Annotated in this window: 22 protein-coding genes and 1 tRNA gene; 8 read left to right on the top strand and 15 right to left on the bottom strand. The window is 71.8% G+C overall.

Annotated elements, in window-relative coordinates; genetic code table 11:
- Nucleotides 1-208 precede the first annotated feature (208 nt).
- From ampD to AC2D80_RS10495, 5 genes are read right to left on the bottom strand one after another with little or no spacing between them, the layout of a single operon-like run.
- Nucleotides 209-832, bottom strand: a complete 624-nt coding sequence (ampD, locus tag AC2D80_RS10515) for a 1,6-anhydro-N-acetylmuramyl-L-alanine amidase AmpD (RefSeq protein ID WP_484632968.1) — start codon at nucleotides 830-832, stop codon at nucleotides 209-211.
- Nucleotides 822-2,300 (bottom strand): sigma-54-dependent transcriptional regulator, encoded by a 1,479-nt coding sequence (locus AC2D80_RS10510; protein WP_484632967.1) that lies wholly within the window; start codon nucleotides 2,298-2,300, stop codon nucleotides 822-824. Before AC2D80_RS10510 ends, ampD begins: the two co-directional genes overlap by 11 nt.
- Before the next feature lie 4 nt (nucleotides 2,301-2,304).
- A complete protein-coding gene (locus tag AC2D80_RS10505; protein WP_484632966.1) occupies nucleotides 2,305-4,122 on the bottom strand; it encodes a sensor histidine kinase in 1,818 nt (605 codons plus the stop codon).
- 4 nt (nucleotides 4,123-4,126) lie between these two features.
- Nucleotides 4,127-4,369 (bottom strand): PP0621 family protein, encoded by a 243-nt coding sequence (locus tag AC2D80_RS10500; RefSeq protein ID WP_484632965.1) that lies wholly within the window; start codon nucleotides 4,367-4,369, stop codon nucleotides 4,127-4,129.
- A gap of 9 nt (nucleotides 4,370-4,378) precedes the next feature.
- A complete protein-coding gene (locus AC2D80_RS10495) occupies nucleotides 4,379-5,185 on the bottom strand; it encodes a cytochrome C assembly family protein (protein ID WP_484632964.1) in 807 nt (268 codons plus the stop codon).
- Between the two features lie 150 nt (nucleotides 5,186-5,335).
- Between AC2D80_RS10495 and ffh the strand changes: the two genes are divergently transcribed.
- The gene (gene ffh, locus AC2D80_RS10490; RefSeq protein ID WP_484632963.1) at nucleotides 5,336-6,727 is read left to right on the top strand and encodes a signal recognition particle protein; all 1,392 of its coding nucleotides are present in this window, start codon (nucleotides 5,336-5,338) and stop codon (nucleotides 6,725-6,727) included.
- A 58-nt stretch (nucleotides 6,728-6,785) separates the two neighbouring features.
- Complete coding sequence (locus tag AC2D80_RS10485) at nucleotides 6,786-7,415, top strand: hypothetical protein (RefSeq protein WP_484632962.1); 630 nt, start codon at nucleotides 6,786-6,788, stop codon at nucleotides 7,413-7,415.
- Between the two features lie 12 nt (nucleotides 7,416-7,427).
- Here AC2D80_RS10485 and mdoH read toward each other — a convergent pair whose 3' ends face one another.
- From mdoH to AC2D80_RS10450, 7 genes are all read right to left on the bottom strand, one after another.
- Nucleotides 7,428-9,395 (bottom strand): glucans biosynthesis glucosyltransferase MdoH, encoded by a 1,968-nt coding sequence (gene mdoH / locus AC2D80_RS10480; RefSeq protein WP_484632961.1) that lies wholly within the window; start codon nucleotides 9,393-9,395, stop codon nucleotides 7,428-7,430.
- Nucleotides 9,392-10,960 carry a glucan biosynthesis protein G gene (locus AC2D80_RS10475; RefSeq protein WP_484632960.1) on the bottom strand — a complete coding sequence of 523 codons (1,569 nt, stop codon included), beginning with the start codon at nucleotides 10,958-10,960 and terminating at the stop codon, nucleotides 9,392-9,394. The genes mdoH and AC2D80_RS10475 overlap by 4 nt, the downstream gene beginning before the upstream one ends.
- A 190-nt stretch (nucleotides 10,961-11,150) precedes the next feature.
- On the bottom strand, nucleotides 11,151-12,542 hold the full coding sequence (locus tag AC2D80_RS10470; protein WP_484632959.1) for a sigma 54-interacting transcriptional regulator: 1,392 nt from the start codon (nucleotides 12,540-12,542) through the stop codon (nucleotides 11,151-11,153).
- The gene (locus tag AC2D80_RS10465; RefSeq protein ID WP_484632958.1) at nucleotides 12,539-13,231 is read right to left on the bottom strand and encodes a hypothetical protein; all 693 of its coding nucleotides are present in this window, start codon (nucleotides 13,229-13,231) and stop codon (nucleotides 12,539-12,541) included. The genes AC2D80_RS10470 and AC2D80_RS10465 overlap by 4 nt, the downstream gene beginning before the upstream one ends.
- The gene (locus AC2D80_RS10460) at nucleotides 13,221-14,645 is read right to left on the bottom strand and encodes a sensor histidine kinase (RefSeq protein WP_484632957.1); all 1,425 of its coding nucleotides are present in this window, start codon (nucleotides 14,643-14,645) and stop codon (nucleotides 13,221-13,223) included. The genes AC2D80_RS10465 and AC2D80_RS10460 overlap by 11 nt, the downstream gene beginning before the upstream one ends.
- Before the next feature lie 12 nt (nucleotides 14,646-14,657).
- Nucleotides 14,658-16,082, bottom strand: coding sequence for a tRNA (N6-isopentenyl adenosine(37)-C2)-methylthiotransferase MiaB (gene miaB, locus AC2D80_RS10455; RefSeq protein WP_484632956.1), 1,425 nt, complete (start codon nucleotides 16,080-16,082; stop codon nucleotides 14,658-14,660).
- 78 nt (nucleotides 16,083-16,160) lie between these two features.
- Nucleotides 16,161-16,607 carry a hypothetical protein gene (locus AC2D80_RS10450; protein WP_484632955.1) on the bottom strand — a complete coding sequence of 149 codons (447 nt, stop codon included), beginning with the start codon at nucleotides 16,605-16,607 and terminating at the stop codon, nucleotides 16,161-16,163.
- 95 nt (nucleotides 16,608-16,702) lie between these two features.
- Here AC2D80_RS10450 and AC2D80_RS10445 point away from each other — a divergent pair, with 95 nt between their 5' ends.
- Entirely contained in the window at nucleotides 16,703-17,266 is a 564-nt protein-coding gene (locus tag AC2D80_RS10445; RefSeq protein WP_484632954.1) for a lipocalin family protein, read from the top strand.
- Complete coding sequence (locus AC2D80_RS10440; protein ID WP_484632953.1) at nucleotides 17,263-18,579, top strand: DASH family cryptochrome; 1,317 nt, start codon at nucleotides 17,263-17,265, stop codon at nucleotides 18,577-18,579. The genes AC2D80_RS10445 and AC2D80_RS10440 overlap by 4 nt, the downstream gene beginning before the upstream one ends.
- Before the next feature lie 18 nt (nucleotides 18,580-18,597).
- Here AC2D80_RS10440 and AC2D80_RS10435 read toward each other — a convergent pair whose 3' ends face one another.
- The 3 genes from AC2D80_RS10435 to AC2D80_RS10425 all read right to left on the bottom strand — a co-directional run bounded on the left by AC2D80_RS10435 (nucleotide 18,598) and on the right by AC2D80_RS10425 (nucleotide 20,149).
- Nucleotides 18,598-19,158, bottom strand: a complete 561-nt coding sequence (locus tag AC2D80_RS10435; RefSeq protein ID WP_484632952.1) for a YaeQ family protein — start codon at nucleotides 19,156-19,158, stop codon at nucleotides 18,598-18,600.
- A gap of 77 nt (nucleotides 19,159-19,235) precedes the next feature.
- Nucleotides 19,236-19,312: transfer RNA gene (locus tag AC2D80_RS10430), tRNA-Met, on the bottom strand.
- A 54-nt stretch (nucleotides 19,313-19,366) separates the two neighbouring features.
- Nucleotides 19,367-20,149 carry an enoyl-CoA hydratase gene (locus AC2D80_RS10425; protein WP_484632951.1) on the bottom strand — a complete coding sequence of 261 codons (783 nt, stop codon included), beginning with the start codon at nucleotides 20,147-20,149 and terminating at the stop codon, nucleotides 19,367-19,369.
- A gap of 127 nt (nucleotides 20,150-20,276) precedes the next feature.
- On the opposite strand from AC2D80_RS10425, the gene AC2D80_RS10420 reads away from it, so the two are divergent.
- The 4 genes from AC2D80_RS10420 (at nucleotide 20,277) to AC2D80_RS10405 (ending at nucleotide 23,553) form a co-directional block, all read left to right on the top strand.
- Nucleotides 20,277-21,071 carry an enoyl-CoA hydratase-related protein gene (locus AC2D80_RS10420; RefSeq protein ID WP_484632950.1) on the top strand — a complete coding sequence of 265 codons (795 nt, stop codon included), beginning with the start codon at nucleotides 20,277-20,279 and terminating at the stop codon, nucleotides 21,069-21,071.
- A gap of 164 nt (nucleotides 21,072-21,235) precedes the next feature.
- Complete coding sequence (gene paaI, locus AC2D80_RS10415) at nucleotides 21,236-21,637, top strand: hydroxyphenylacetyl-CoA thioesterase PaaI (RefSeq protein WP_484632949.1); 402 nt, start codon at nucleotides 21,236-21,238, stop codon at nucleotides 21,635-21,637.
- Nucleotides 21,634-22,938 (top strand): phenylacetate--CoA ligase PaaK, encoded by a 1,305-nt coding sequence (paaK, locus tag AC2D80_RS10410; protein WP_484632948.1) that lies wholly within the window; start codon nucleotides 21,634-21,636, stop codon nucleotides 22,936-22,938. Before paaI ends, paaK begins: the two co-directional genes overlap by 4 nt.
- A 93-nt stretch (nucleotides 22,939-23,031) precedes the next feature.
- On the top strand, nucleotides 23,032-23,553 hold the full coding sequence (locus AC2D80_RS10405; protein ID WP_484632947.1) for a hypothetical protein: 522 nt from the start codon (nucleotides 23,032-23,034) through the stop codon (nucleotides 23,551-23,553).
- Nucleotides 23,554-23,582: the final 29 nt, after the last annotated feature.

The following is a 23,582-nucleotide window of genomic DNA, read 5'->3' as shown; positions in this document are numbered from 1 at the left end:
CTAGCGGTAGTGTTTCGGGGTCGTTGCGCTGCACCACGATCGGGCGCATTTCGCAGGGCAAAAAGCCCCGGGTGAGGGCCGCAGGCGCGACGCCGTGGGCGGGCTTGCCGGCGCGTGATGCGGGGCCCGAAACGCAGCAACGGCGGGGCCTTCGGGCCGATTTGGGCGCGCAGGCCGCACGGTGTCTGGCGCGTCGCGAGGCGGGGTGTCAGGCCGGCTGCGGCGGTTCACCCGCGGTGGAGGCCACCACTTCGGGAAAACACCCGGCTGGCCAGCCCAGGTCATGTTGCAGTTGCACCCACTCGAAACCGGGACCGGGGTCGTTTTTCCGGCCCGGGGCGATGTGTTCGTGGCCGGCGATGCGCTCGATCGGGTGGCGCCGGGCGAGGTCGCGGCACAGGGCGGCCAGGGCGCGGTATTGCGCCAGCTCGAAGCGGTCGCCCTCCAGACCTTCCAGTTCCACGCCGATGGAATCGTCGTTGCGGTTGTCGCGCCCGTCCCAGTGGGAACGGCCGGCGTGCCAGGCCCGCGCATCGGTGTCGACAAACTGGATCAGCGTACCGTCGCGGCGGATCAGGAAATGCGCCGACACCTGCAGGCCGCGGATGGTCTTGAGGTAGGGGTGCGCGTCCCAGTCGAGCGTGTTGGTGAAGAGGCGTTCGATCGCGTCGCCGCCGTATTCGCCGGGCGGCAGGCTGATCGAGTGCACCACGATCAGGTCGATGCGGGCGTCGGCGGGGCGGGGGCCGTGGTTCGGGGAGGGGCAGCGCCGGGCGCGTTGCAGCCAGCCGTCCACCCAGGCCGACGGCGGTGGGCTCGGGTCAACGCTCATCGTCGTCACCCTCGCCCGGCATGGTGATGCCCAGGCGCTGGATGCGGTAGCGCATCTGGCGCAGGTTCAGGCCCAGCCGGGTGGCGGCGGCGGTGCGGTTGTAGCCACACTCGCGCAGCGCCTGCAGCAGCACCTGGCGTTCCTGTTCGTCCAGAAAGCGTTGCAGGTCGGACGGCAGCGCGGGGGCGAGGTCGTCGAGACCGACGGGTTCGGTGTCGGGGTCGTCGGCCTCGCTGGCCGGGGCGATGCCGGGGCTGCCGGCGTCCTCAAAATCCGCCAGGGTGAGGCGGTCGCCGTTGCCCAGCGCGAGCGCGCGCTGCAGCAGGTTCTCGAGCTCGCGCACGTTGCCCGGCAGCGGGTGCGCCTGCAGCCAGCGCAGCACATCGGCGCCCAGCGTGGGCATCGGCTGGCCACTGTCGTCGCACAGCCGACGCAACAGCGCGTCGATCAGGAAAGGCAGGTCCTCGCGGCGCTCGCGCAGCGGCGGCGTGCGCAACGCAATCACGTTGAGGCGGTAGAACAGGTCTTGCCGGAACTGGCCGGCCTGCACGAGGGCCGCCAGGTCGCGGTGGGTGGCGCTGACCAGGCGCACGTCCACCGACTCTTCCTGCACGCCGCCGAGCGCACGCACCTGTCGCTCCTGGATCGCGCGCAGCAGCTTGGCCTGCATGGCCAGTGGCAAGTCGCCAATCTCGTCGAGGAACAGCGTGCCGCCGCGCGCGGCCTGGAAATAGCCGTCGCGGTCGGCGCTGGCGCCGGTGTAGGCGCCCTTGCGCGCGCCGAAGAACTCGGCTTCGATCAGGTGCTCGGGGATGGCACCGCAATTGACCGCCACGAAGGGGCCGTCGCGCCGGTGGCTGCAGGCGTGCACCGCACGGGCCACCAGTTCCTTGCCGGTGCCGGACTCGCCCAGGATCAACACGGGCGCCATGCTGGTGGCGACCTTGGCGATCCGGCCGCGCACCTGCTCCATGGCGGGCGAGATGCCGGCCAGGCGGGCCAGCGCGGCGTCGCCGCCGGGCGCGGGTTGGGCCGACGAGGCCTCGCGCGCGGAGCCGGGGGTGACCCGCGCGGCGGGGCCCGTCGGCGTGGGGCGGTGGCTCAGCGCGGCGCGCACGGCGGCGCGCAACTGCTTGAGGTCCACCGGCTTGGTGAGGTAGTCGAAAGCGCCGGCCTTCAGCGCCTCCACCGCGTTCTCGGCCGAGCCATAGGCGGTGATCACGATGCAGCGTTCGCCGCGGGTGGGGTCGGCCAGTTCCCGCACGAGCGACAGGCCCAGCCCGTCGGGCAGGCGCATGTCGGTGATGACCACGTCGAAGCGCTGCGCGGCCAGCAGGCGACGGGCTTCGCCGAGGTCGCCGGCGCTCTGCACCGCGTGGCCTTCGCGCAGCAGGGTCAGCTCATACAAGGTGCGCAGGTCGGGCTCGTCGTCGACGACGAGCAATCGGGGGCTGGCGTCGGAGGTCATGGATTCAGCGGGGGGCCGTGCCAGGCTGGCTGGGATCGGGGTCGAAGATGGTGCCGGGCGTGGCGTGGATGTCGCTCTGGTCGTACGGCAGGCTGTGCTGCGTGGCCAGCGCACCGCGGCCGCTGCGCGGGCCGTCGCCGGCACGCATCAGCGGCGCGGTGATGTAGAACTCATTGCCCTCGCGCTGATCGAGCCGCGTGCGCCGGTACGCGATCTGCGCGCCATAGCGCTCGCACAACTCGCGGCACAGGTACAGACCGAGGCCGCTGGAGCGGCTTTCCGACGAAAAGAAGGGCTCAAACAGGTGCCGCTGCACGGTGGGTTCCAGCGGCGCGCCGTCGCTCCACACCGACAGGCGGATTTCGTCGGTGCCGACGGTCTGGGTGATGACGCGGATCGATCCGGCCTCGCCGCTGGCGAAGCGCACCGCGTTGTCGAGCAGGTTGACCAGCAGGCGGCGCAGGTGGTCGGGATCGAAGCCAATGCCGGCATCGGCGGCGTGGGTGTGCAGGGCCAGTCCTTTGCCCAGCGGGTGTTGCCGCGACCATTCGTTGACCACACGCCGCACGGCCGCGTCCAGCGGCAGAGGGGGCACGCGGCTGTCGATGGGGGTGGGCTGCGCCCGTGCCACGTTGAGGATGTCGTCGACGATCCGGGCCAGGCGCTGCGCGTTTTGCCCGATCATCTGGGTCAGCCGCTTCTGGGCCGGCTCGCGCACCTCTTCATCCAGCAGGGCGTTGGCCTGCGTGATGGCGGACAGGGGATTGCGGATTTCGTGGGCCACGGCGGCGGACATGCGGCCCATGGCCGCGAGTTTCTCGGTGCGCACCCGCGCCTCGACCTCGCGCTGGTCTTCCAGGAACAACACGCACAGACCGGCGCGCTGGTGTTCGGTGGGTGTCAGGTGGGTTCGCACCTGCACGCGCTGGCTCGCCCGGTCTTCGTGGGCGATCGTGGCCTCGCCGGTCAGCGGCTGGCCACTGACGAAGGTCTCGGTCACCAGCAGCGACAGGTGGGCCCACGCGGCCTGACCGGAGAGCAGCAGCCGCGCCCCCTCGGGGTAACGTTCCCCCATGAGCATGCGCCGGGCCGCGGGATTGGCGTTGCGCACCACGCCGTGCGGATCGACGACCAGCACGCCGATGTCCAGGCTGTCGATGATCAGTTCGTTGACCTGCGTCTGCGCGCGGGCGGCGGCCTGGCTTTTGGCGGCCACCGCCTCCTCGCGCGCGAGCCGCAAGGCCAGCTGGTGCGCCAGCACCGCCACCAGGAAGAATCCCATGCCGGCCAGACCGGCCTGCAGGAAGCGCGTGGTGCTGATTTCGCTGAACAGCGGCGCGCTCCACCAGGCGTCCGCGAGCATCGTCAGCGTGGCCGCCGCGGCCGCCGCCAGCCCGAGGATCAGGGGGCCCAGAATCGCCCCCAGCAGCACGGGCAGGGCGAACAGCGGGGTGAAATTGATGGAGCTGGTCTGCCAGCCCTGCAGCACCGCGAAGACGGCGAGATCGACGCCGATGGTCAGCAGCCAGCGCCACTGGCGCCCGCGCGAACTGCCGCCCGGCGGCACCCACAGCATCACCAGGCAGGCCGCCACGTGCAGGCCGCCCACACCGAGCAGCCAGGGCGGACCGCCGGTGCCGGTGAAGACCACGAAGGCTTGCAGCGACAGCAGCACCACGGCCACCGCCAGCCGAGCCCGCATGAAGGCGACCCACAGGCGCGCGGTCGCCGGTGCGCGGGACACCCCCGCGCTGGGCGGACCGGCGGGCTCCATCACCGAGTGCCACGACGGCTGGAACGAGGAACGTCCCTCTCGCGCCATGGCGTCAGCGCCCGTCGTCGTGCTGGGCGCGCCGGTGTTCGGCGCTGCAGTAGTGGGCGCCGCTCTGGCCAGGCAACGCATCGGCCTGCGGCAGGTGGGTGCCGCAGTGGCGGCAGGCCACCATCAGGGCCGGCGTGGCGTCCGCGCGGGGGCGGGGCGGCGGGGCAGGGGCATCGTCGCGGCGGCGCGACTGCTTCCAGACGTACACCGCCACAAGCACCACCACGAGGACCAGCAGGTACTTCACCGCGGCTCCTCAGGCACCCGGCCGCTGCAGCAACACTTCGAGCACGAAGCGCGAGCCGACATAGCCCAGCAGCAAAAAACTGGCGCCGAGATACAGCGTGCGCACCGCGGTGCGGCCGCGCCAGCCGAGCCGCCAGCGGCCCCACAGCAGCACCCCCATCGTGGCCCAGGCCAGCACCGAAAACACCGTCTTGTGGTCCCAGACCCAGCGGTGGTTCAGGGAACTCGTGAACCACCAGCCGGCCAGCAGCGTGGCGCTCAGCAGCACGAAACCCGCGCCGACGAAGCGGAAGGTCAGGCGTTCCAGCGTGAGCAGGGGCATCGCGGCCTCGGACGTGGTGCCGCGCCGCATGGCCGCCTCGGCCCGCTGCATCAGCCACGCGTGGCCCACGGCGGCCGCGATCAAGCCGTATGAGGCGATGCCGAGCGCCCAGTGCAGCGGCATCCAGCCCGAATGCACGTGCGGGTACTGCGCGCCCGGGAAGGCCACCGCCAGCAACACCGCCGCCGCGCCCACGACGGCCAGCGTCCAGCGCGCGCGCAACTGCGGGTACAGGCGACTCTCGATCAGGTAGACGGTCAACACCAGCCAGGCCGTGACCGACAGCGCCGGCGCGAAGCCGAAGCGCGCCGGCTGCTCCAGCAGGCCGGCGAGCAACACCAGCAGGTGCAGGAACCACGCCGCAGCCAGGAGGTTGCGCGCCTGGGCGGCGCTGAGTCGCGGATGCGCCCACGCGAGCAGCGCATACGCCAGGGCCGAGGCGCCGGAGAAGACGGCGGCCGGCCAGCCGATGGCGAACAGGGGCAACTGGTTCATGCGGGTGTGGGCACCGCCGTCCGGGCGGGGGCGGGGCTAAAATCGTCGGCACAGTTTATACGGCTGCGCCGCGCCCGCCGGGCCCCGGCACCGCGGCCCGCCCCGCGCCCTCCCGCGGGCGCCTCTTTCCCCCTCACCGCGAGCCCACCCATGGCCTCAGCCCTGTCCGAACGCCTCTCCCGCATCGTCAAGGAAATGCGCGGTCAGGCGCGCATCACCGAGAGCAACGTCACCGACATGCTGCGCGAGGTGCGCATGGCCCTGCTGGAGGCTGACGTGGCGCTGCCGGTGGTGCGGGATTTCATCGCGCGGGTCAAAGAAAAAGCGCTGGGCGCCGAGGTGGTGGGGTCGCTCACGCCCGGGCAGGCGCTGGTGGGCATCGTCAACCGCGAGCTGGCGGCGACCATGGGGGCGGACGATGCGGCCGGCCCGCGGCCGGTGGCCGAACTCAACCTCGCGGCCCAGCCGCCGGCGGTCATTCTCATGGCCGGTTTGCAGGGCGCCGGCAAGACCACCACCACCGCCAAGCTCGCGCGCCACCTGATCCAGAAGCGCAAGAAGAAGGTGCTCACCGTTTCTGGCGACGTGTACCGCCCCGCCGCCATCGAGCAGCTCAAGACTGTCACCGCGCAGGCCGGGGCCGAGTGGTTCCCCAGCACGCCCGACCAGCAGCCGCTGGACATCGCCCGCGCCGCGCTCGACCATGCGCGCCGTCACTATTTCGACGTGCTCCTGGTCGACACCGCCGGCCGGCTGGCGATCGACGAGGCGCTGATGCGCGAGATCCAGGGCCTGCACGCCGCGCTCAACCCGGTGGAGACGCTGTTCGTCGTGGATGCCATGCAGGGTCAGGACGCGATCAACACCGCGCGCGCCTTCAAGGAGGCCTTGCCCCTGACCGGCATCGTGCTGACCAAGCTCGACGGCGACTCGCGCGGTGGCGCGGCGCTGTCGGTGCGGTCGGTGACCGGTGTGCCGATCAAGTTCGCCGGTGTGAGCGAAAAGATCGACGGCCTGGAGGTGTTTGACGCCGAGCGTCACGCGCAGCGCGTGCTGGGCATGGGCGACATCGTTGCGCTGGTCGAGCAGGTGACCGCCGGCGTCGACATGGCGCAGGCGCAAAAGCTCGCGGCCAAGGTCAAGGGCGGCGGCGAGTTCGACCTCAACGATTTTCTCGACCAGATCCGCCAGATGAAGCAGATGGGCGGCCTGTCCAGCCTGATGGACAAGCTGCCCGGCAACCTGGCGGCCAAGGCGAGCGAGGCCGACCTGAACCGGGCCGAGCGCGACATCCGGCGCAAGGAGGGCATCATCTGTAGCATGACGCCGCAGGAGCGCCGCAAGCCTGAGCTGATCAAGGCCACCCGCAAGCGCCGCATCGCCGCCGGCGCGGGTGTGGCGGTGCAGGATGTGAACCGCCTGCTCAAGGAGTTTGAGCAGATGCAGGACATGATGAAGAAGATGAAGGGCGGCGGCCTCATGAAGATGATGAAGCGCATGGGCGGCATGAAAGGCATGCCCAAGCTGCCCGGCATGGGTTGACGCCGGTCAAGCCCGCTGCGGGCCCGCGCCCCGATACTGCGGCGGCGAGGAGGGCGCGATGGCGGACGGCTGGATTCTCTGGATCGAACTCGGGCTGAGCGCGGCCGCGCTGGCCCTGGCCTTGTGGCTGAGGCCGTGGCGCATGCTCGGCGGTGCGCTGCTGTCGCCAGCGCTGGCCGTGGTGGTGCTGCTGCCCCTGCTCTGGAGCCTGCCGGCGGCGCTGCCGGCCGGGTTGCCGCTGCGCGTGTCGGGGGCCTCGGCGGTGGTGCTGATGCTGGGCTGGCCGCTCGCGGTGCCGGTGCTGTGGCTGGCGGCGCTGGTGACCTGGCTGGTGGGCGATGCGCAGGTCGGTGCGCTGGCCGCCCAGCTGTGGTGGCTGGGCGTCCTGCCGGCCACGCTGGCCGTGGCCCTGGGCGCCGCGCTGCGGCGCTGGCTGCCGCCCAACCCGTTTGTCTACACGCTGGGCCGCGGCTTTCTCGGGACCGCGGCGGTGGTGTTTGTGAGCGGGGCCGGCCTGCTGGCGGCCCACCCGCTGCAGGCCGATCAGGCGGTGGTGGCGATGTGGCTGTTGGCCTGGGGCGACGCCTTTCTCACCGGCCTGCTGTGCGCCACGTTCGTCGCCTTTGCGCCGCAGTGGCTCGCCACGTGGTCGGACGCGCGCTACCTGCGTCCGCCGCCGCGCCCGTGACGGGTGGACGGCTCAGGCGGCGCGCAGCGCCAGGCGGCTGGCGTGGCGCCAGGCGCGGCGCAACACCGCCGGCGACCACGACTCCTCCGGAATCAGCAGGAAACCGCGCCCCCGCATCCAGCCGCCGAGATCGACGTGGCTGGTGGCCACGGCCATCGGCACGGCCAGCAACACCGGCACCGCCACCGGCGCGATCCACCAGAGCGCGGCCGGGTTGACCAGTGCCAGGGCGCTGACGACGGCGGCCATGCCCAGGCTCATCGGCCCGAGCTGCGCGGCGGCGTCGCGCCAGGCCACGCCGGCCGCTTCCCGCGGCGGCGATTTCCACTCCAGCTTCCAGCCGGTGAGCGCCACCACCACGAACAGCGAATGCGCCAGCATGCGCACCGGCGCCAGCAACATGGCCTGCACCGTCTCCAGCGCCGCGCTGGCCAGGAGCGTGGGCGCGCCGCCGAAGTTGCGCACCTCGCCGCGCAGGAACACGCCCACCACGCCCAGCACCCGCGGCAGGAACAGCAGGCACAGCGTGAACGCCCACAGGCTGCGCAGCTCGGCCGGCACGGCCTGCCACGCCGGCGCGCTGCCGGTGTCGGTGAGCCACAGCGCCACGCCGCAGGCCAGGAAAGCCAGCCACAGCGGCGCCGAGAGGTAGGACATGGCGCCGATGGCGAACATGCCGCGGTGCACCCGGTGGATGCCGGGCTCGGCCATCAGGCGCGCGTTTTGCAAGTTGCCCTGGCACCAGCGGCGGTCGCGCTGCAGTTCGCTGATCAGGTCCGGCGGCTGCTGCTCGTAGCTGCCCTGCAGGTCGGCCACCAGCCACACGCGATAGCCGGCGCGGCGCATCAGCGCGGCCTCCACGAAGTCGTGCGACAGGATGCTGCCGCTGAGCCCGCCGCGACCGGCGATCGGCGCCAGCGCGCAGTGCTTCATGAAGGGCTCGACGCGCAGGATCGCGTTGTGGCCCCAGTAGTGCGACTCGCCGAGTTGCCAGTACTGCATGCCCAGCGTGAAGAGGCGACCCGTGACGCGCGAGGCGAACTGCTGCGCGCGGGCGTGCAGCGTGTCGTGGCCCACGGCCTGGGTGGCGGTCTGGATGATGCCGGCGTCCGGATGGGCTTCCATCAGCTTGACCATGTCCACCAGGCAGCGCCCGCTCATCACGCTGTCGGCGTCGAGCACGACCATGTAGCGGTAGTCGCGGCCCCAGCGGCGGCAGAAGTCGGCCACGTTGCCGGCCTTGCGGTGGGTGCGGCGCGTGCGGCGGCGGTAGTACACCTCCACCAGCGGCCGGCCGTCGGCGCCGTTGAGCGCGGCGCGCAGCTCTTCCCAGGCGGCGCGTTCGGCGCGCACGGTCGCCGGGTCGGCGCTGTCGGAGAGCACGAACAGGTCGAAATGCCGCGCCTCGCCGGTGGCTGCCAGCGACTCGGCCGTGGCGCGCAGGCCGGCGAACACGGTGGACACGTCCTCGTGGCAGATCGGCATGATCACCGCGGTGCGGGCGTCGGGGTTCATCGCGTGGTGCCGCACGCTGGCCGCGCGCAGGGTGTGGCGGTCGCCGCGCAGCATCACCCAGAAGCCCATGAGCGCGGTGACAAAACCGGTGACGACCCAGGCCGACAGCACGCTGAACAGCACCAGCTGCGCGGTGGCCAGCGGGCCGCCGATGGCGTCGGGTTGGGCGTCGGCGTAGAGCCAGGCGGCCAGCCCGGTGCTGCCGAGCGTGAGCGCCACAAAGGCGGCGCGACGGCGCGCGGCGGCGCGGTCGGCGGGCGTGGCCGGCGCGGCGGCGGGCCGCGGTTCGCGCGGCGGCAGCGCCCGCGCCAGCAGGCCCAGCGCGGCGGTGCCCACGCTGTTCCAGAAGCCGCGCCAGGGCCGCGGCGTCATCGAGCCGCGGTGGATGGGCGGGGCCGTCACCGCGTTGGGGTGGCGGTGCGCGCGCAGCGCGCTGCGCGGGCCGGGGGTGGCGGTCGCGCTCATTCGGGCAGCAGCAGGTGCGTCCATGTTTCGCTCACGGTGTCGTTCTGGTGTTGAAGAAAGGCGCGCAGCTCCACCGGGCGGGTGGGATCGACGCGCGCCACGCGCAGGGTCACGCGCCAGGTGCGCGTGGCCGGGTTGGGGTAGGCAAGGGTTTCGACCACGCGGCCGTTGGCGTCGGCGCTCACGACCGCCCGCACCGGCGCGCCCGCGGGCAAGGCGTCGAGCGCGGGCCCGGCGAAGTCGAGGGTGAACTGCGGTGTGGCCGCCTGCTCGGCCGGACTCAGGCGCGTGTAGCCGTAGCCGCGCCGGGTCTGCGTGACCCAGCTCGACGGCGGGCGCTGCGCCTCGTCGCCCTGCCACGACAGCTCGTAGTGGAATTCGAGCGGCTGGCCCGGCTCGGGCAGCCGCGCCGGCACCCAGTAAGCGACGATGTTGTCGTGGGTTTCGTCCGGCGTGGGCAGCTGGACCAGTTCCACGCGCCCCGGGCCCCAGTCGCCCAGCGGGCGAACCCACGCGCTGGGGCGCCGCTCGTAGCGGGCCTCCGGGTCTTCGTAGCTGGCGAAGCGCCGGTCGCGTTGCATCAGGCCGAAGCCGCGCGGGTTGGTGGTGGCGAACGAATTGACTTCGATGGCGCGCGGACGCTGCAGGGGCCGCCACAACCACTCGCCTTCGCCGGTGGCGATCATCAGACCGTCGGAGTCGTGCACCTCGGGCCGGAAGTCGCCGGGCAGGGGCTGGTTTTCGCCGCTGAGGAACATGCTGGTCAGCGGCGCCAGGCCGAGCGTGGCCACCGGACCGGCGCCCTCGCGCAGGTAGACGCGCGCGCTCACGGACATGACGGTGGAGAAGCCCGGGCGGATGACGAAGCGGTAAGCGCCGGTGGCGCGCGGCGACTCCAGCAGCGCCAGCACGGTGATCTCGCGGGCGTCGGGCGCAGGCCGGCGGATCCAGAACTCGGTGAAGCGGGGGAATTCTTCGCCCGCACCGCCCACCGTGTCGATCGCCAGCCCCCGGGCCGACAGGCCGTACTGTTGCTGGGCGCCCAGCGCGCGGAAGTAGCTCGCGCCGAGGAACACGACGAGCTCGTCCTTGTAGGCCAGGCTGTTGAGCGGGTAGTGCAGGCGAAAGCCGGCGTGGCCGAGGTCGCCCCAGCCGGTGGTGTCGAAGCGGTTGGCGCCCCAGTCGAAGTCGTCCGGCCGGTAGGCCAGGTGGTGGACCTGGCCGTCGGGGGCGACTTCGTGGATGCGCACCGGCTCGGTGTGGTACAGACCGAGGTGGAAGAACTGCGCTTCGAAGGGCAGCTGGCGGTCGCGCCAGGTGGCGCGCGCCGGGCGGAAGCGGATGTCGCGCAGCTGGTCGTAGGTGATGTCGGCCAGCGCGGGCGGCAGCGGCGTGGTTGCGGGCTGCCAGGGCGTGGCGGCGCGGGTCTGGGCCAGGCGGGAGACGTTGTCCCAGTCCAGCCCTTGCGCCGCCGCGCCGCCGGCCAGACCGAGGCCGCAGGCAACCGCCACCAGCGCGTGGCGCAGGGATCGGGTCAGCGCGAGGGCCGAAAACGGGCGGGTCATGCCCGCTTAGTGCAAACCCTGTGCCAGCCCAAAAAAGATCAATGAAATCAGTGGTTTAAGCCATCTGTTTCAAGTTGTTTGCCGCCGACACCTCACGAACCGAGGGTTAACCCGGCATTTTTGTCGCCGATCGGCGACAGGCATCCCGTCGCCTGGATAAAAACCTTGATAAATCAAGCACTTGGAGCTGTCACGATTCGGCGACAGGGTCCGCGCCGTCGGCCTTGAAGAGGCCGGGGGTGAGGTCGTGTTTTTGCAGCAGCCGGTAGAACTCGGTGCGGTTGCGCTGGGCCAGCCGCGCCGCGTCGGCCACGTTCCCGTCGGTCATCTTCAGCAGATCGACCAGGTAGGCGCGCTCGAAGCGCTGCTTGGCGTCGGCGAAGCTCAGTACCTCCACCGAGGGCGTGCGCAGGGCGCGCTGCACCAGCGCCAGCGGCACCAGCGGCGTGGTCGACAGGGCACACACCTGCTCCACCACGTTGACCAGCTGGCGCACGTTGCCGGGCCACGCGGCCATCGTGAGCGCCTTCAGGGCCTCGGGCGCGAAGCCGGCGCTGCGCCGGCCGTACTTGGCCGACAGCCGGGCGAGGAAATGGTTGGCCAGCAGCGGGATGTCTTCGCGGCGCTCGGCCAGCGTGGGCAGGGTGAGCGTGACGACGTTGAGGCGGTAGTAGAGGTCTTCGCGGAACTGGCCGGCGGCCATTGCGGCTTCCAGGTCGCGGTGCGTGGCCGAGATGATGCGCACGTCCACCGGGATCGACTGGCTGGAGCCCAGCGGGCGCACGGCGCGCTCCTGCAGCACGCGCAGCAGCTTGACCTGCAGCGCCGGCGGCATGTCGCCGATTTCGTCGAGGAGCAGGGTGCCGCCGTGGGCCGCCTGGAACAGGCCCTTGTGGTTGGCCACCGCGTCGGTGAAGGCGCCCTTGACGTGGCCGAACAGTTCCGACTCCAGCAACGCCTCGGGGATGGCGCCGCAGTTGACCGCGACGAAGGGCTTGTCGGCGCGGGCGCTGGCGCGGTGGATGGCCTGCGCCAGCACCTCCTTGCCGGTGCCGGAGTCCCCGCGCAGCAGCACGCTGGCGTCGCTGCGCGCCACCAGCCGGGCCTCGGCCAGCAGGTCGGCCATGCGGCTGGAGCGGCTGACGATGTCGCGTCGCCAGGCTTCGTCGGCCGGCGCGGCGGGCGCATCGGGCGCGGCCAGCGCCAGGGCCTGGGTCACGCGTTCGAGCAGTTCGCGCGCGTCGTAGGGCTTGGTCAGGTAGGTGAACACGCCGCGTCGGGTGGCCTCCACCGCGTCGGGGATGGTGCCGTGCGCGGTGAGCAGGATCACGGGCAGCGAGGGGTGGCGCTGGCGCACCTCGTCGAACAGGGCCAGGCCGTCGCGGCCGGGCAGGCGCACGTCCGAAATCACCAGCTGGGGACGCTCGATGTCGAGCTGGGCCAGCGCCGCTTCGGCCGAGCCGACGGCGGTGACCGCGTAGCCGGCGGCGCCCAGCCGCATCGACAGCAGCCGCAGCATGTCGGCGTCGTCGTCGACGACAAGGAGGCGGGCGCGGCCGGCGGTCGGGGTGGCGGCGGTCATGGCGTGGTGGCGCGGGGCGCGCTGCGGTTGTTCAGGCTGCGCTCGATGGCGCGCACCGCGTCGAGCCGCTCGGTCAGCTGCTCGATGCGGCGCTGGCTGTCGCGCAGTTGCTGCGCCTGGCGCTCGGCGGTGTCTTCCAGCCGGCGCTGTTCGGCCAGGCGGTGCGCCAGCAGCCGCGCCAGCGGTTGCAGGGGCGCCGCGTCGGGCGCCGGGCTGGCCGCCACGCGCTGCAGCAGCCCCACCGCACGCGCGGTGTCGACCGCGGCGTGTGTTTGCGACAAGGCGATGGCGAGCTGCATCTGCCGCGGCGCCGACGCGCCCGGATCGCCCAGCGCGGCGATTTCGGTGGCGAGTTCGGCCGGGGTGAGCGCGCGCACGCGGTCGGCGTAGGCCAACAGGGGGCGCAGGCCGTCGCGGTCGTCGGCCGCCGGCGGGGCCAGTGGTGGCAGCGGCACCACGGCCGCCACCGCCGGGGTCGCACCCGCCACCGGGGCCGGCGTGCTCGCGAGCGGGGCGGCGGGCGAGGGTTTGGCGGTCGGCGCCGGGGCGCTGGACGAGGCCACGGGCGGTGGCATCGCCGCGGGCGAGCCGTGGCGCACGGTGGCCGGCGTCTGGCAGCCGGCGAGCACCGCGGCGAGTCCCAGGACGAGCGCGGCGGACCGCCGCGGGGGAAGCAGCTCAGGCAGCATGGGGAAGTTCCAGGCGAAAGTGGGCGCCGCTGCCCCCGCGCGGGGGCAGCAGGTCGATGCGGCCGCCGTGGGCCGTGAGGTATTCGTGCACGATGGACAGACCAATGCCGCTGCCGCGCGGCGCGTCGGCGGGTTGGTGCTGACCGCGGTAGAAGGGTTCAAACACGCGCTCGCGGTCGGCCTCGGCCACGCCGGGGCCCTGATCCACGATGTCGATCGCCACGCGGCCCGGCAGCGCGAGCAGCGTGAAGCGGATCTGCCCGCCGGGCGGCGAAAAGCGGATCGCGTTGAGCAGCAGGTTGCCCAGGGCCGAGGCCATCTTCGCGCGGTCCACCGGCAGCACGACCGGCTCGCCCTCGACCCGCACCTGCAACTGCCGCGCCTGCCAGTGCAGGCGCTGCGATTCCACCTGATCCTCGATGAGGGCGCGCAGGTCGGTGCGCTCGCGGCGCAGTTGGCGGGCCTCGAAGGCGGCGGCGTTGAAGCGCAGCAGGGCCTCGATCTGCTGCTGCAGCTGCTGCGTGTTGTGCTGCAGGATGCGCACCACCTCGGTCTGGTCGGGGTTCATCGGCCCGGCCACGCCGTCGCCCAGCACCGCCACGCCCTCGTGCAGCGAGGCCAGCGGCGTCTTCAATTCGTGGGAGATGTGGCGCAGGAAGCGGGCCTTGTCGGCGTCGAGTTCGGTCAGGCGCAGGCGCAGCCATTCGAGCTGCTGGCTCAGCCGCCGCACGTCCTTGGGGCCCGGAATGTCGATCGGCTGGTCGAGCCGGTTCTCGCCCAGCCCGACGATGGCGCTCTCCAGCCGCACGAACGGCCGCGACAGCCACACGCCAAAGGCCAGCGCCAGCACCGCCGCCACGCCGATCGAACCCAGCACCTGCTGGGTGAGCTGCTGGCGGCTGCGCTCGAACCCGGCCTGCAGGGCGTCGTTGCGGCCCCGGATCAGCGCCTGCACCGCCTGGGCGATGTCGGCGTTGAGCGCGTCGAGTTCCCGGAAGCCCCGCGCCACCTCGCGCTCGCGGTCCAGCGCGGTGTCGGGCGGACCGTCGAGCAGGGCCTGGATGCTTTCGAGCTCATCGCGCCAGCGCGCCGCCAGACCGGGCGGCAGGTCGTTGTCGGTCAGGCGGCGCAGCGTGTCGCCCGCCTGGGCCGCCGCCTCGTTGAAGCGCTGGCGCAGCGGCCGGTCGCCCAGCACCAGCGACTGCCGCGCCGCCCGCTCCATGGCCAGGCTGCGCTCGGACAGCGACTGCGCCGCGGTCGACAGGGCGATCGCCTGCGCGGCCGCGTCGCGGCTTTGGGCCAGCAGCGACTCCAGCGAAAAGAGGGCCCGCAGCGCCGCCGCGCCCAGCAGCGCGCCGATGACCACGAAGGCCACCACCAGCAACTGCCGGAAGGACAGGGACGTTGGCCGCACGCGGCGCCTGCTTCAGTCCAGAAACACCGCGGAACTGGCTTCGCCAGGCCGCTGGTGTTGCCCCCTGGAGGGGGTGGCGCGAAGCGCCGCGGGGGTGGTTTCGACCTGGCCGCGCAGCGAGTGCGGCAACGCCTGGGTGATGCGCACGTCGATCATCTGGCCGACCAGGCGCGCGCCGTTCGGGCCGCCGTCGAAGTTGACGATGCGGTTGCACTCGGTGCGCCCCATCAGTTCGGCGGCGCCGCCGGGGCCGGGCCGGCGCGACGGGCCTTCGACCAGGATGCGCTGCACCGTGCCCTCGCGGCTGGCGCTGATGCGCCGCACGTTGGCCTCGATGGTGGCCTGCAGGTGCTGCAGCCGCTGCAGCTTGACGTCGTGGGGCGTGTCATCGGGCAGGTTGGCCGCGGGCGTGCCGGGCCGCGGGCTGAAGATGAAGGAGAAGCTGCTGTCGAAGCCCACGTCCTCGATCAGCTTCATCATCTTCTGGAAGTCCTCGTCCGTCTCGCCGGGGAAGCCGACGATGAAGTCGCTGCTCATGGAGATATCCGGCCGGATGGCGCGCAGCTTGCGGATCGTGCTCTTGTATTCCATGGCGGTGTAGCCGCGCTTCATGGCCATCAGGATGCGGTCGCTGCCGTGCTGCACCGGCAGGTGCAGGTGGTTCACCAGTTTGGGCAGCCGGGCGTAGGCCTCGATCAGGCGCGGCGTGAATTCGTTGGGGTGGCTGGTGGTGTAGCGGATGCGCTCGATGCCGGGGATGTCGGCCACGTATTCCAGCAGGAGGGCGAAGTCGGCGATCTCGCTGGTATCGCCCATCGCGCCGCGGTAGGCGTTCACGTTCTGGCCCAGCAGCGTCACTTCCTTCACGCCCTGGTCGGCCAGACCGGCCACCTCCACCAGCACGTCGTCAAACGGCCGGCTCACCTCTTCGCCGCGCGTGTAGGGCACCACGCAGTAGCTGCAGTACTTCGAGCAGCCCTCCATGATGGACACAAAGGCCGAGGCGCCCTCCACCTTGGCCGGCGGCAGGTGGTCGAACTTTTCGATCTCCGGAAAGCTGATGTCCACCTGCGGGCGGGCCTGCTTCGCGCGCTGCGCCAGCAGCTCGGGCAGGCGGTGCAGCGTCTGCGGGCCGAACACCACATCCACGAACGGCGCGCGCTGGATGATGGCTTCGCCCTCCTGGCTGGCCACGCAACCGCCCACCCCGATCAGCACGCCCTTCTTCTTCAGGTGTTTCACCCGCCCCAGGTCGGAGAACACCTTTTCCTGCGCCTTCTCGCGCACGGAGCAGGTGTTGAAGAGGATCAGGTCGGCCTGCTCCGGGTCGTCGGTCGGCTGGTAGCCCTCGGCCGCGCCCAGCACGTCGGCCATCTTGTCCGAGTCGTACTCGTTCATCTGGCAGCCAAAGGTTTTGATGAAGACTTTCTTGGTCATGGGAACTCCGGGCGCGCCACAGGCGCAGGGGCCCGCGCGCGGCGGGCAGACATCGCGGGAAAGACGAAGGGCGCGCGTTCAGCGCACCGGGCCGGCCGGCGCCGCGCCGGGCGCGGCGGCCTCTTCCTGGGACGCGAAGCGGTAGTTGCGCTCCACGCCCATCGTGCGGCGCTTCTCGCGCGCCTCGGCCTCGGTCAGCAGCCAGACCTGCGTGATCTGGCCCTGCGGGTTGAGCAGGTAATTCACCGTGTGCGTGCGGCCCACCAGGCTGGCCGACAGCACGACGCGGTTGCTCGTGTCGAGGATGCGGGCGCCGGGCGAGAGCATCACCGGCCGGTCGTCCATGGAGACCAGCGGCGGCTGAGCGATCTGGAGTTGACCGCGCCAGGCTTCGGGGGGGAACGGGCGAGAAGCGGATTGCGCCAGCACCGGCGCGGCCAGCACCAGCGCGGCGAGGGCCAGGAGCGCGCGGCGGGTGGCGCACAGGGGGGAGGCGTACAGGGGTGAGAGGGCACAGCGGGTCATGGTGTAGATCCAGAGGCTGAAGGGCGCTGGATTGTCTCACGCACGCTTGTCCCCGCGCCCCGCTCGGGTGGCGGCCGGCGCCCACAATCCGACGCATGAAACACCCGCCTGCATCCCCTGCCCGCCGCCGCGTCGCCCTCGGCCTGCTTGCCTTGTCGGCGCTGCCGCTGGCCGGCTGCTTCACCGGCATCCCGCCCGGCGCCACACCGGTGTCGCCTTTTGATGTGCAGCGCTACGCCGGCACCTGGTACGAGGTGGCGCGGCTGGACCACCGTTTCGAGCGTGGGCTGGTGGACGTGAGCGCCACCTACACCCTGCGGCCGGACGGCAGCGTGGGCGTGCTCAACCGCGGGTTCGACGCCGCCGGCGGCCGCTGGAAGGAGGCCGAAGGGGTGGCCCGCTTCATCGGCGCGTCCCACACCGGCTCGCTGAAGGTGTCGTTCTTCGGGCCGTTTTACGGCGCGTACCACGTGATCGCGCTCGATCCCGAATACCGCTGGTCGATGGTGATCGGCCCCGACACCGGCTACCTGTGGATCCTGGCGCGAGAACCGCGGCTGGAGCCGGCGGTGCGGGATCGGCTGGTCGCGCAGGCGCGGGCGCTGGGCGTGCAGACCGACGGCCTGATCTGGGTCGCCCACGGGCAGGCGCCGCGGTGAGCGGTGCGCGCGCCACCGCCGGGCCCTGGGGCCGGCGCCTGATTTACTGGTTCCGGCAGGACCTGCGCCTGGGCGACCAGCCCGCGCTGGCCGCCGCGGCCGCGCAGGCCGAGGTGTTGTGGCCGGTGTATGTCCACGACCCGGCGCAGCGCGCGCCCGGCCCCTGGGGCGTGGCCCCCCTCGGCCCCCACCGTGCCCGCTTCCTCGCCGACACGCTGAACGACCTCGCCGCCGGGCTGGCCGCGCGCGGCAGTGGCCTCACCGAAGCCGACGGCGATCCGGCGGTCGTGCTGCCAGCCCTCGCCCGCGCCTGGGGGGCCGACGCGGTGGTCACCGAGGACATCCTGGCCCCGGAGGAGCAGGCGGCGGTCGCGGCACTGCGCGCGGCGGGCCTGCGCGTGCACACGGTGTGGCAGTCCGGCCTGTTCGAGCCCACCGACCTGCCGTTCGAGCCGGCGCGGGTGCCGACGGTGTTCACCGATTTCCGCCGCGCCGTCGAGTCGGCCGCCACGCCCGTGCGCCCGCCGCGGCCGGTGCCCGGACGACTGCCGCCCGCGCCCGATCGCCCGGCGCCGCAGCGCCCGCCGCTGGCCGACAGTCCCGGCGGCATCGACCCGCGCTCGTCGTTCCCGTACGGCCAGCCGGCCTGGCGCGGCGGCGAAACCGCGGCGCTGGCCCACGTGCGGCGGTATTTCGAGAGCGACGCGCCGCGGCAGTACAAAGCCACCCGCAACGGCCTGAGCGGCACGGGCTACTCCACCAAGTTCTCGCCCTGGCTGGCCAACGGCTCGGTCTCCGCCCGGCAGATCCACGCCGCGCTGCTCGCCCACGAGCGCCGCCGCGGCGCCAGCGACGGCAGCCGCTGGATCGTGTTTGAGCTGCTCTGGCGCGAGCATTTCCGCTGGCTCCACGCCCGCTTCGGCCGCCGGCTGTACCACGCGCGGGGACTGTCGCCGCAGGCCGGCCCGCCCGCCCACGATGCCGCCGCCTTCGCCCGCTGGTGCGCCGGCCGCACCGGCGAGCCGCTGGTGGACGCCGGCCTGCGGGAACTGGCCGCCACCGGCTACCTGAGCAACCGCCTGCGCCAGGTCGTGGCCAGCGCGCTGATCCACGACGCGCCGGGCGACTGGCGCGCCGGCGCCGCCTGGTTCGAGCACCAGCTGGTCGATTACGACGTGCACAGCAACCACGGCAACTGGCTCTACATCGCCGGCCGCGGCACCGACCCGCGCGGCGGTCGCCGCTTCAACCCGGAGAAACAGGCGCGCGAGCACGACCCGGACGGCGCCTTCCAGCGCCTCTGGCTCGGCTAGCCCACGCCGTCGGCCCCGTCACTGCCAGCGTTCGGGCTCGATCGTGACGCTGCCGCGCTCGCTGCCCAGGGTGAGCGCGCCGTCTTGCACCGTGGCGTGCAGTTGCATGCTGCGCTCGGCCAGCGCCGCCAGCGCCGCCGCCGCGGGAGCCGGCAGGCGCCACACCCGCAGGCGCTCCAGCCGGGCGAGCTTGCCGGCGATGCCGCGCCACCACACCTCGGCCGCGCTGCCGTAGGCATAGACGACCACCACGTCGGCCTGGCTGCAGGCTTTGGACAGCGGCTTGTCGTCGGGCTGGCCGACCTCCACCCACAGTCGCTTGCGGCCGGTGAAATCGGTCAGGTGCAGGTCGGGGTCGTCCGGGTCGGACAGGCCGGCGCCGAAGGCCAGGGTGCCGTCGCCGCCGCAGGTGTCCTGCAGCTCATGGGCCTGCAGCGCCAGCGCCACCAGCCGCACCATCATGCGCTCGTCGGTCTCGCTGGGGTGGCGCGCCAGGGTCATCGCGTGGTCGGCGTAGTAGCCGTGGTCGATGTCGGCGATCTGCAGGTGCGCCTTGAAGACGGTGGATTTCAGGGCCATGGCGGCGGGCGAGGGGAAAACCGGCCGCGACGGCCGAAAAAAAGGCGGGTCCCGTGTGGGAACCCGCCTTCGGCATCTGGTGGCGATAGGTGGGCTCGAACCACCGACATCAGCATTATGAATGCTGCGCTCTAACCGACTGAGCTATATCGCCGAAAGACGCGCATTATAGCGTGAGATCGCGGGCGTTGTCAGCCCGCGGGCCGTGTCAGCGGTGGGCCCAGCTCGGCGGGCGCTTGTTCACGAAGGCGTCCATGCCTTCTTTCTGATCGTCGGTGGCGAACAGGCTGTGGAACAGCCGGCGCTCAAACATCACGCCGTCGGCCAGCGTGCCTTCAAACGAGCGGTTCACCGCCTCCTTGGCCGCCATCACGCTCGGCAGCGAGTAGCCGCTGATCACCAGCGCGGCGCCCAGCGCCTCGTCCATCAGCTTGTCCAGCGGCACCACGCGGCTGACCAGCCCGGCGCGCTCGGCCTCGGCGGCATCCATCATGCGGCCGGTGAGCACCAGGTCCATGGTCTTGGACTTGCCCACCGCGCGCGGCAGGCGCTGCGTGCCCCCGGCGCCAGGGATCACCCCCAGCTTGATCTCGGGCTGGCCGAACTTGGCGTTGTCGGCGGCGATGATGAAGTCGCACATCATCGCCAGCTCGCAGCCGCCGCCCAGCGCGAAACCGGCCACGGCCGCGATCACCGGCTTGCGGATGCCGCGGATGGTTTCCCAGTTGCGGGTGATGTAGTCGCCTTTGTAGACGTCCGCGAAGCTGTATTTCGCCATGGCGCCAATGTCGGCCCCCGCGGCGAAGGCTTTCTCGCTGCCGGTGATGACCATGCAGCCGATGCCATCGTCGGCGTCAAAGGCCTGCAGCGCAGCGCCGAGCTCGTTCATGAGCTGGTCGTTCAGCGCGTTGAGCTGTTTGGGGCGGTTGAGCGTGATCACGCCCACGCGGCCTTCGGTGCGCACGGTGATCAGTTCGGGGGTGGCGGTCATGGAATCTCCTCAGGGGTGTTGGGTGCCAGCCGGGCACTATAGCGGCGCCGCCCGCGGGTATTCATTAACCGACCGACTGGTTGGTTAATGGTAAATTGCGAGCAAGAACACCCACCGAGGAGACACGATGCCCGACACCACCGTGCTGTATGAGGACAGAGGGGCCGTGGCCTTGCTGACGCTCAACCGGCCCGATGCCCTGAACAGCTTCACGCGAGCCATGCACGGCGACCTGTGGGCGGCGCTCGACCGGGCCGAGGCCAACCCGGCGATCCGGGCGCTCGTGATCACCGGCGCCGGTCGCGGCTTCTGCGCCGGCGCCGATCTGGCCGAGTTCGATTTCGAGCCCGGGCCGGACCTGGTGCAACGCGCCGACCCCGGACCGGTGATCGAGCAGGCATTCAACCCCACTGCCCGGCGTCTCATGGGCCTGCGCATGCCCACCATCGCCGCCGTCAACGGCGTGGCCGCGGGCGCAGGCGCCTCGCTGGTGATGTGCTGCGACATCGCCATCGCAGCGTCGAACGCGAGCTTCATCCAGGCCTTCAGCAAGATCGGTCTCATCCCAGACGCCGGGGGCAGCTGGCTGCTGGTGGAGCGCCTGGGCCTGGCGCGCGCCATGGCGCTGGCCATGACGGGCGACAAGCTGCCGGCCGCGCAGGCCAAAGAGTGGGGAATGGTGTGGGACGTGGCCGACGACAGCGTGGCAGCGGCCCTGGCGATGGCCGACAAGCTGGCCGCCATGCCCACCCAGGCGCTGGTGGCCACGCGGCACCTGCTGCGCGACGCCGCCACGCGCAGCTTCAGCGCGCAGCTCGACGTCGAGCGCGACACGCAGTCTGCGCTGGGCCGCACGCACGACTACATCGAAGGCGTGATGGCGTTTCGCGAAAAGCGCCCCGCGCGCTTCAAGGGCGAATGACGATGACGGCCGAAGAACGCAGCCGATCCGCCGCGGGGAGCGTGGGGGCGTCTGGATCCGCCGCCGGGCCGTCCCCAGGCGGATCAGCCCCCTCGGGGGGCAGCGAACCACGCGCAGCGGGGAGCGTGGGGGCCCATGAACGCGCCCGCCGTGTGGGCGAAACCATGTTCGCCAACGACGTGGCCAGCCGCGACACCATGGGCATGGAACTGCTGGTCTGCGAACCCGGGCGTGCGCTCATGCGCATGACGGTCACGCCGCGCCACCTCAACGGCCACCGCATCTGCCACGGCGGCTTCATCTTCACGCTGGCCGACTCCACCTTCGCCTTCGCCTGCAACAGCCACAACCGCAACGCGGTCGCGGCGGGCTGCAGCATCGAGTTCCTGCGGCCCGCGCACGAAGGCGACGTGCTCACGTGCGAGGGCGTCGAGCGCGTGCTCAGCGGCCGCCACGGCATCTACGACATGAGCGTGACCAACCAGCGCGGCGAAGCGGTCGCGCTGTTCCGCGGCAAAAGCGCCCAGATTCCTGGCACCGTGTTTCCCGACGAGACCACCCCATGACCGCCCGACCCGCCTTCGCCCTCGAACCCATCGAGACCGCCAGCGTCGACGAGCTGCGCGCGCTGCAGCTCAAGCGCCTGCGCGCCACCCTGGATCACGCCTACCGCAACTCGCCGGTCTACCGGGCCAAGTTCGACGCCGCCGGCGTCCACCCCGACGACTGCCGCAGCCTGGCCGACCTGGCGAAGTTTCCCTTCACCACCAAGGCCGACCTGCGCGACAACTACCCCTTCGGCATGTTCGCGGTGCCGCGCGAACGCTGCGCGCGCATCCACGCCAGCAGCGGCACCACCGGCAAGCCCACGGTGGTGGGCTACACGCTCAAGGACATCGACACCTGGGCCACCGTGGTGGCGCGCAGCATCCGCGCCAGCGGTGCCCGCCCGGGCGACCTGGTTCACGTGAGCTACGGCTATGGCCTGTTCACCGGCGGCCTGGGCGCGCACTACGGCGCGGAAAAACTCGGGCTGACCGTGGTGCCGTTTGGGGGCGGTCAGACCGAGCGCCAGGTGCAGCTGATCCAGGACTTCCGGCCCGACATCATCATGGTCACGCCCAGCTACATGCTGGCCATCGCCGACGAGTTCGAGCGACAGGGCATCGACCCGCGGCAAAGCAGCCTGCGCATTGGCATCTTCGGCGCCGAGCCGTGGACCAACGACATGCGGCTGGCGATCGAGCAGCGCATGGGCATCGACGCGGTGGACATCTACGGCCTGTCCGAAGTGATGGGTCCGGGCGTGGCCAACGAGTGCGTGGAGACCAAGGACGGCCCGACGATCTGGGAGGACCACTTTTACCCCGAGATCGTTGATCCCGAGACCGGCGAACCGGTGCCGGACGGTGAGATGGGTGAGCTGGTGTTCACCAGCCTGACCAAGGAAGCCTTGCCCATCATCCGCTACCGCACGCGCGACCTCACTCGCCTGCTGCCCGGCACGGCGCGCACGATGCGCCGCATGGAGAAGATCACCGGCCGCAGCGACGACATGATGATCGTGCGCGGCGTCAACGTGTTTCCGACCCAGATCGAAGAGCTGATCCTCAAGCAGCCCGCGCTCTCGGCGCATTACCAATGCGTGCTGACGCGCGAGGGTCCGCTGGACAACCTGACCGTGGTGGTGGAAACGGCGCCGGGCGTGGCGCCCGACGCCGAAGCCGCCCGCGCGGCGGCGGCCGGGCTGCAGCACGACATCAAGGTGTTTGTGGGCAGCAGCGTGCAGATCGAGCTGCGTGCGGAGGGTGGCGTCGAGCGCAGCCAGGGCAAGGCCAAGCGGGTGGTCGACAAGCGACCCCGCTGAGCCGCCGGGCGGCGAGTGCTTTGGGACTAACCCCCTTGGCGGATACCGGGGGGAGTGCCTACAGTCGAGGCCCCAAGGGAGACCCCGCACCGCATGACGCCCCACCTGGTTTTCACCAAGACCGCCGCCGGCCGCGACGCGCTGACCAGCCGTCCGCCGGAGCTCGGGCCGCGCCTGCGCTCGTTGCTGATCATGATCGACGGCAAGCGCGACGTCGCGGAGTTCGACAAGCTGCTCGGCGGCAGGGGCTCGGCCGAGCCCCTGCTGGCGCAGTTGCAGTCGCATGGCTGGATTGCCGCCGAGGGACCGGCGCCGGCGCCCGCTCCGGTGGCGCCCGCGGCGGGCCCCGTCCCCGCCGCTGCCGCAGCCGCCGGCGCGCCGGCGGCGGCCGCGGTCCTGCCGTTTGCCGATGCCCGGCGGCTGGCGGTGCGTTTCGTCAACGACCAGCTGGGCCCCATGGGCGAGACGATCGCGATGAAGATCGAGGCCTGCAAATCGCCCGCCGAGCTGCAGGCCGCGCTGCCGCGCATCCGCGACGGCTTGCGCAATTTCAAGAACAACGCCTGCGTGCAGCAGTTCGACGCCGAGGTCGCGTCGCGCCTGCCGACCGCCTGACGGCATCGACCGGACCCCGCGGGGGCCGC

Source organism: Hydrogenophaga sp. T66, assembly GCF_057219855.1.
This window is presented reverse-complemented; position numbering and strand designations above follow the sequence as displayed.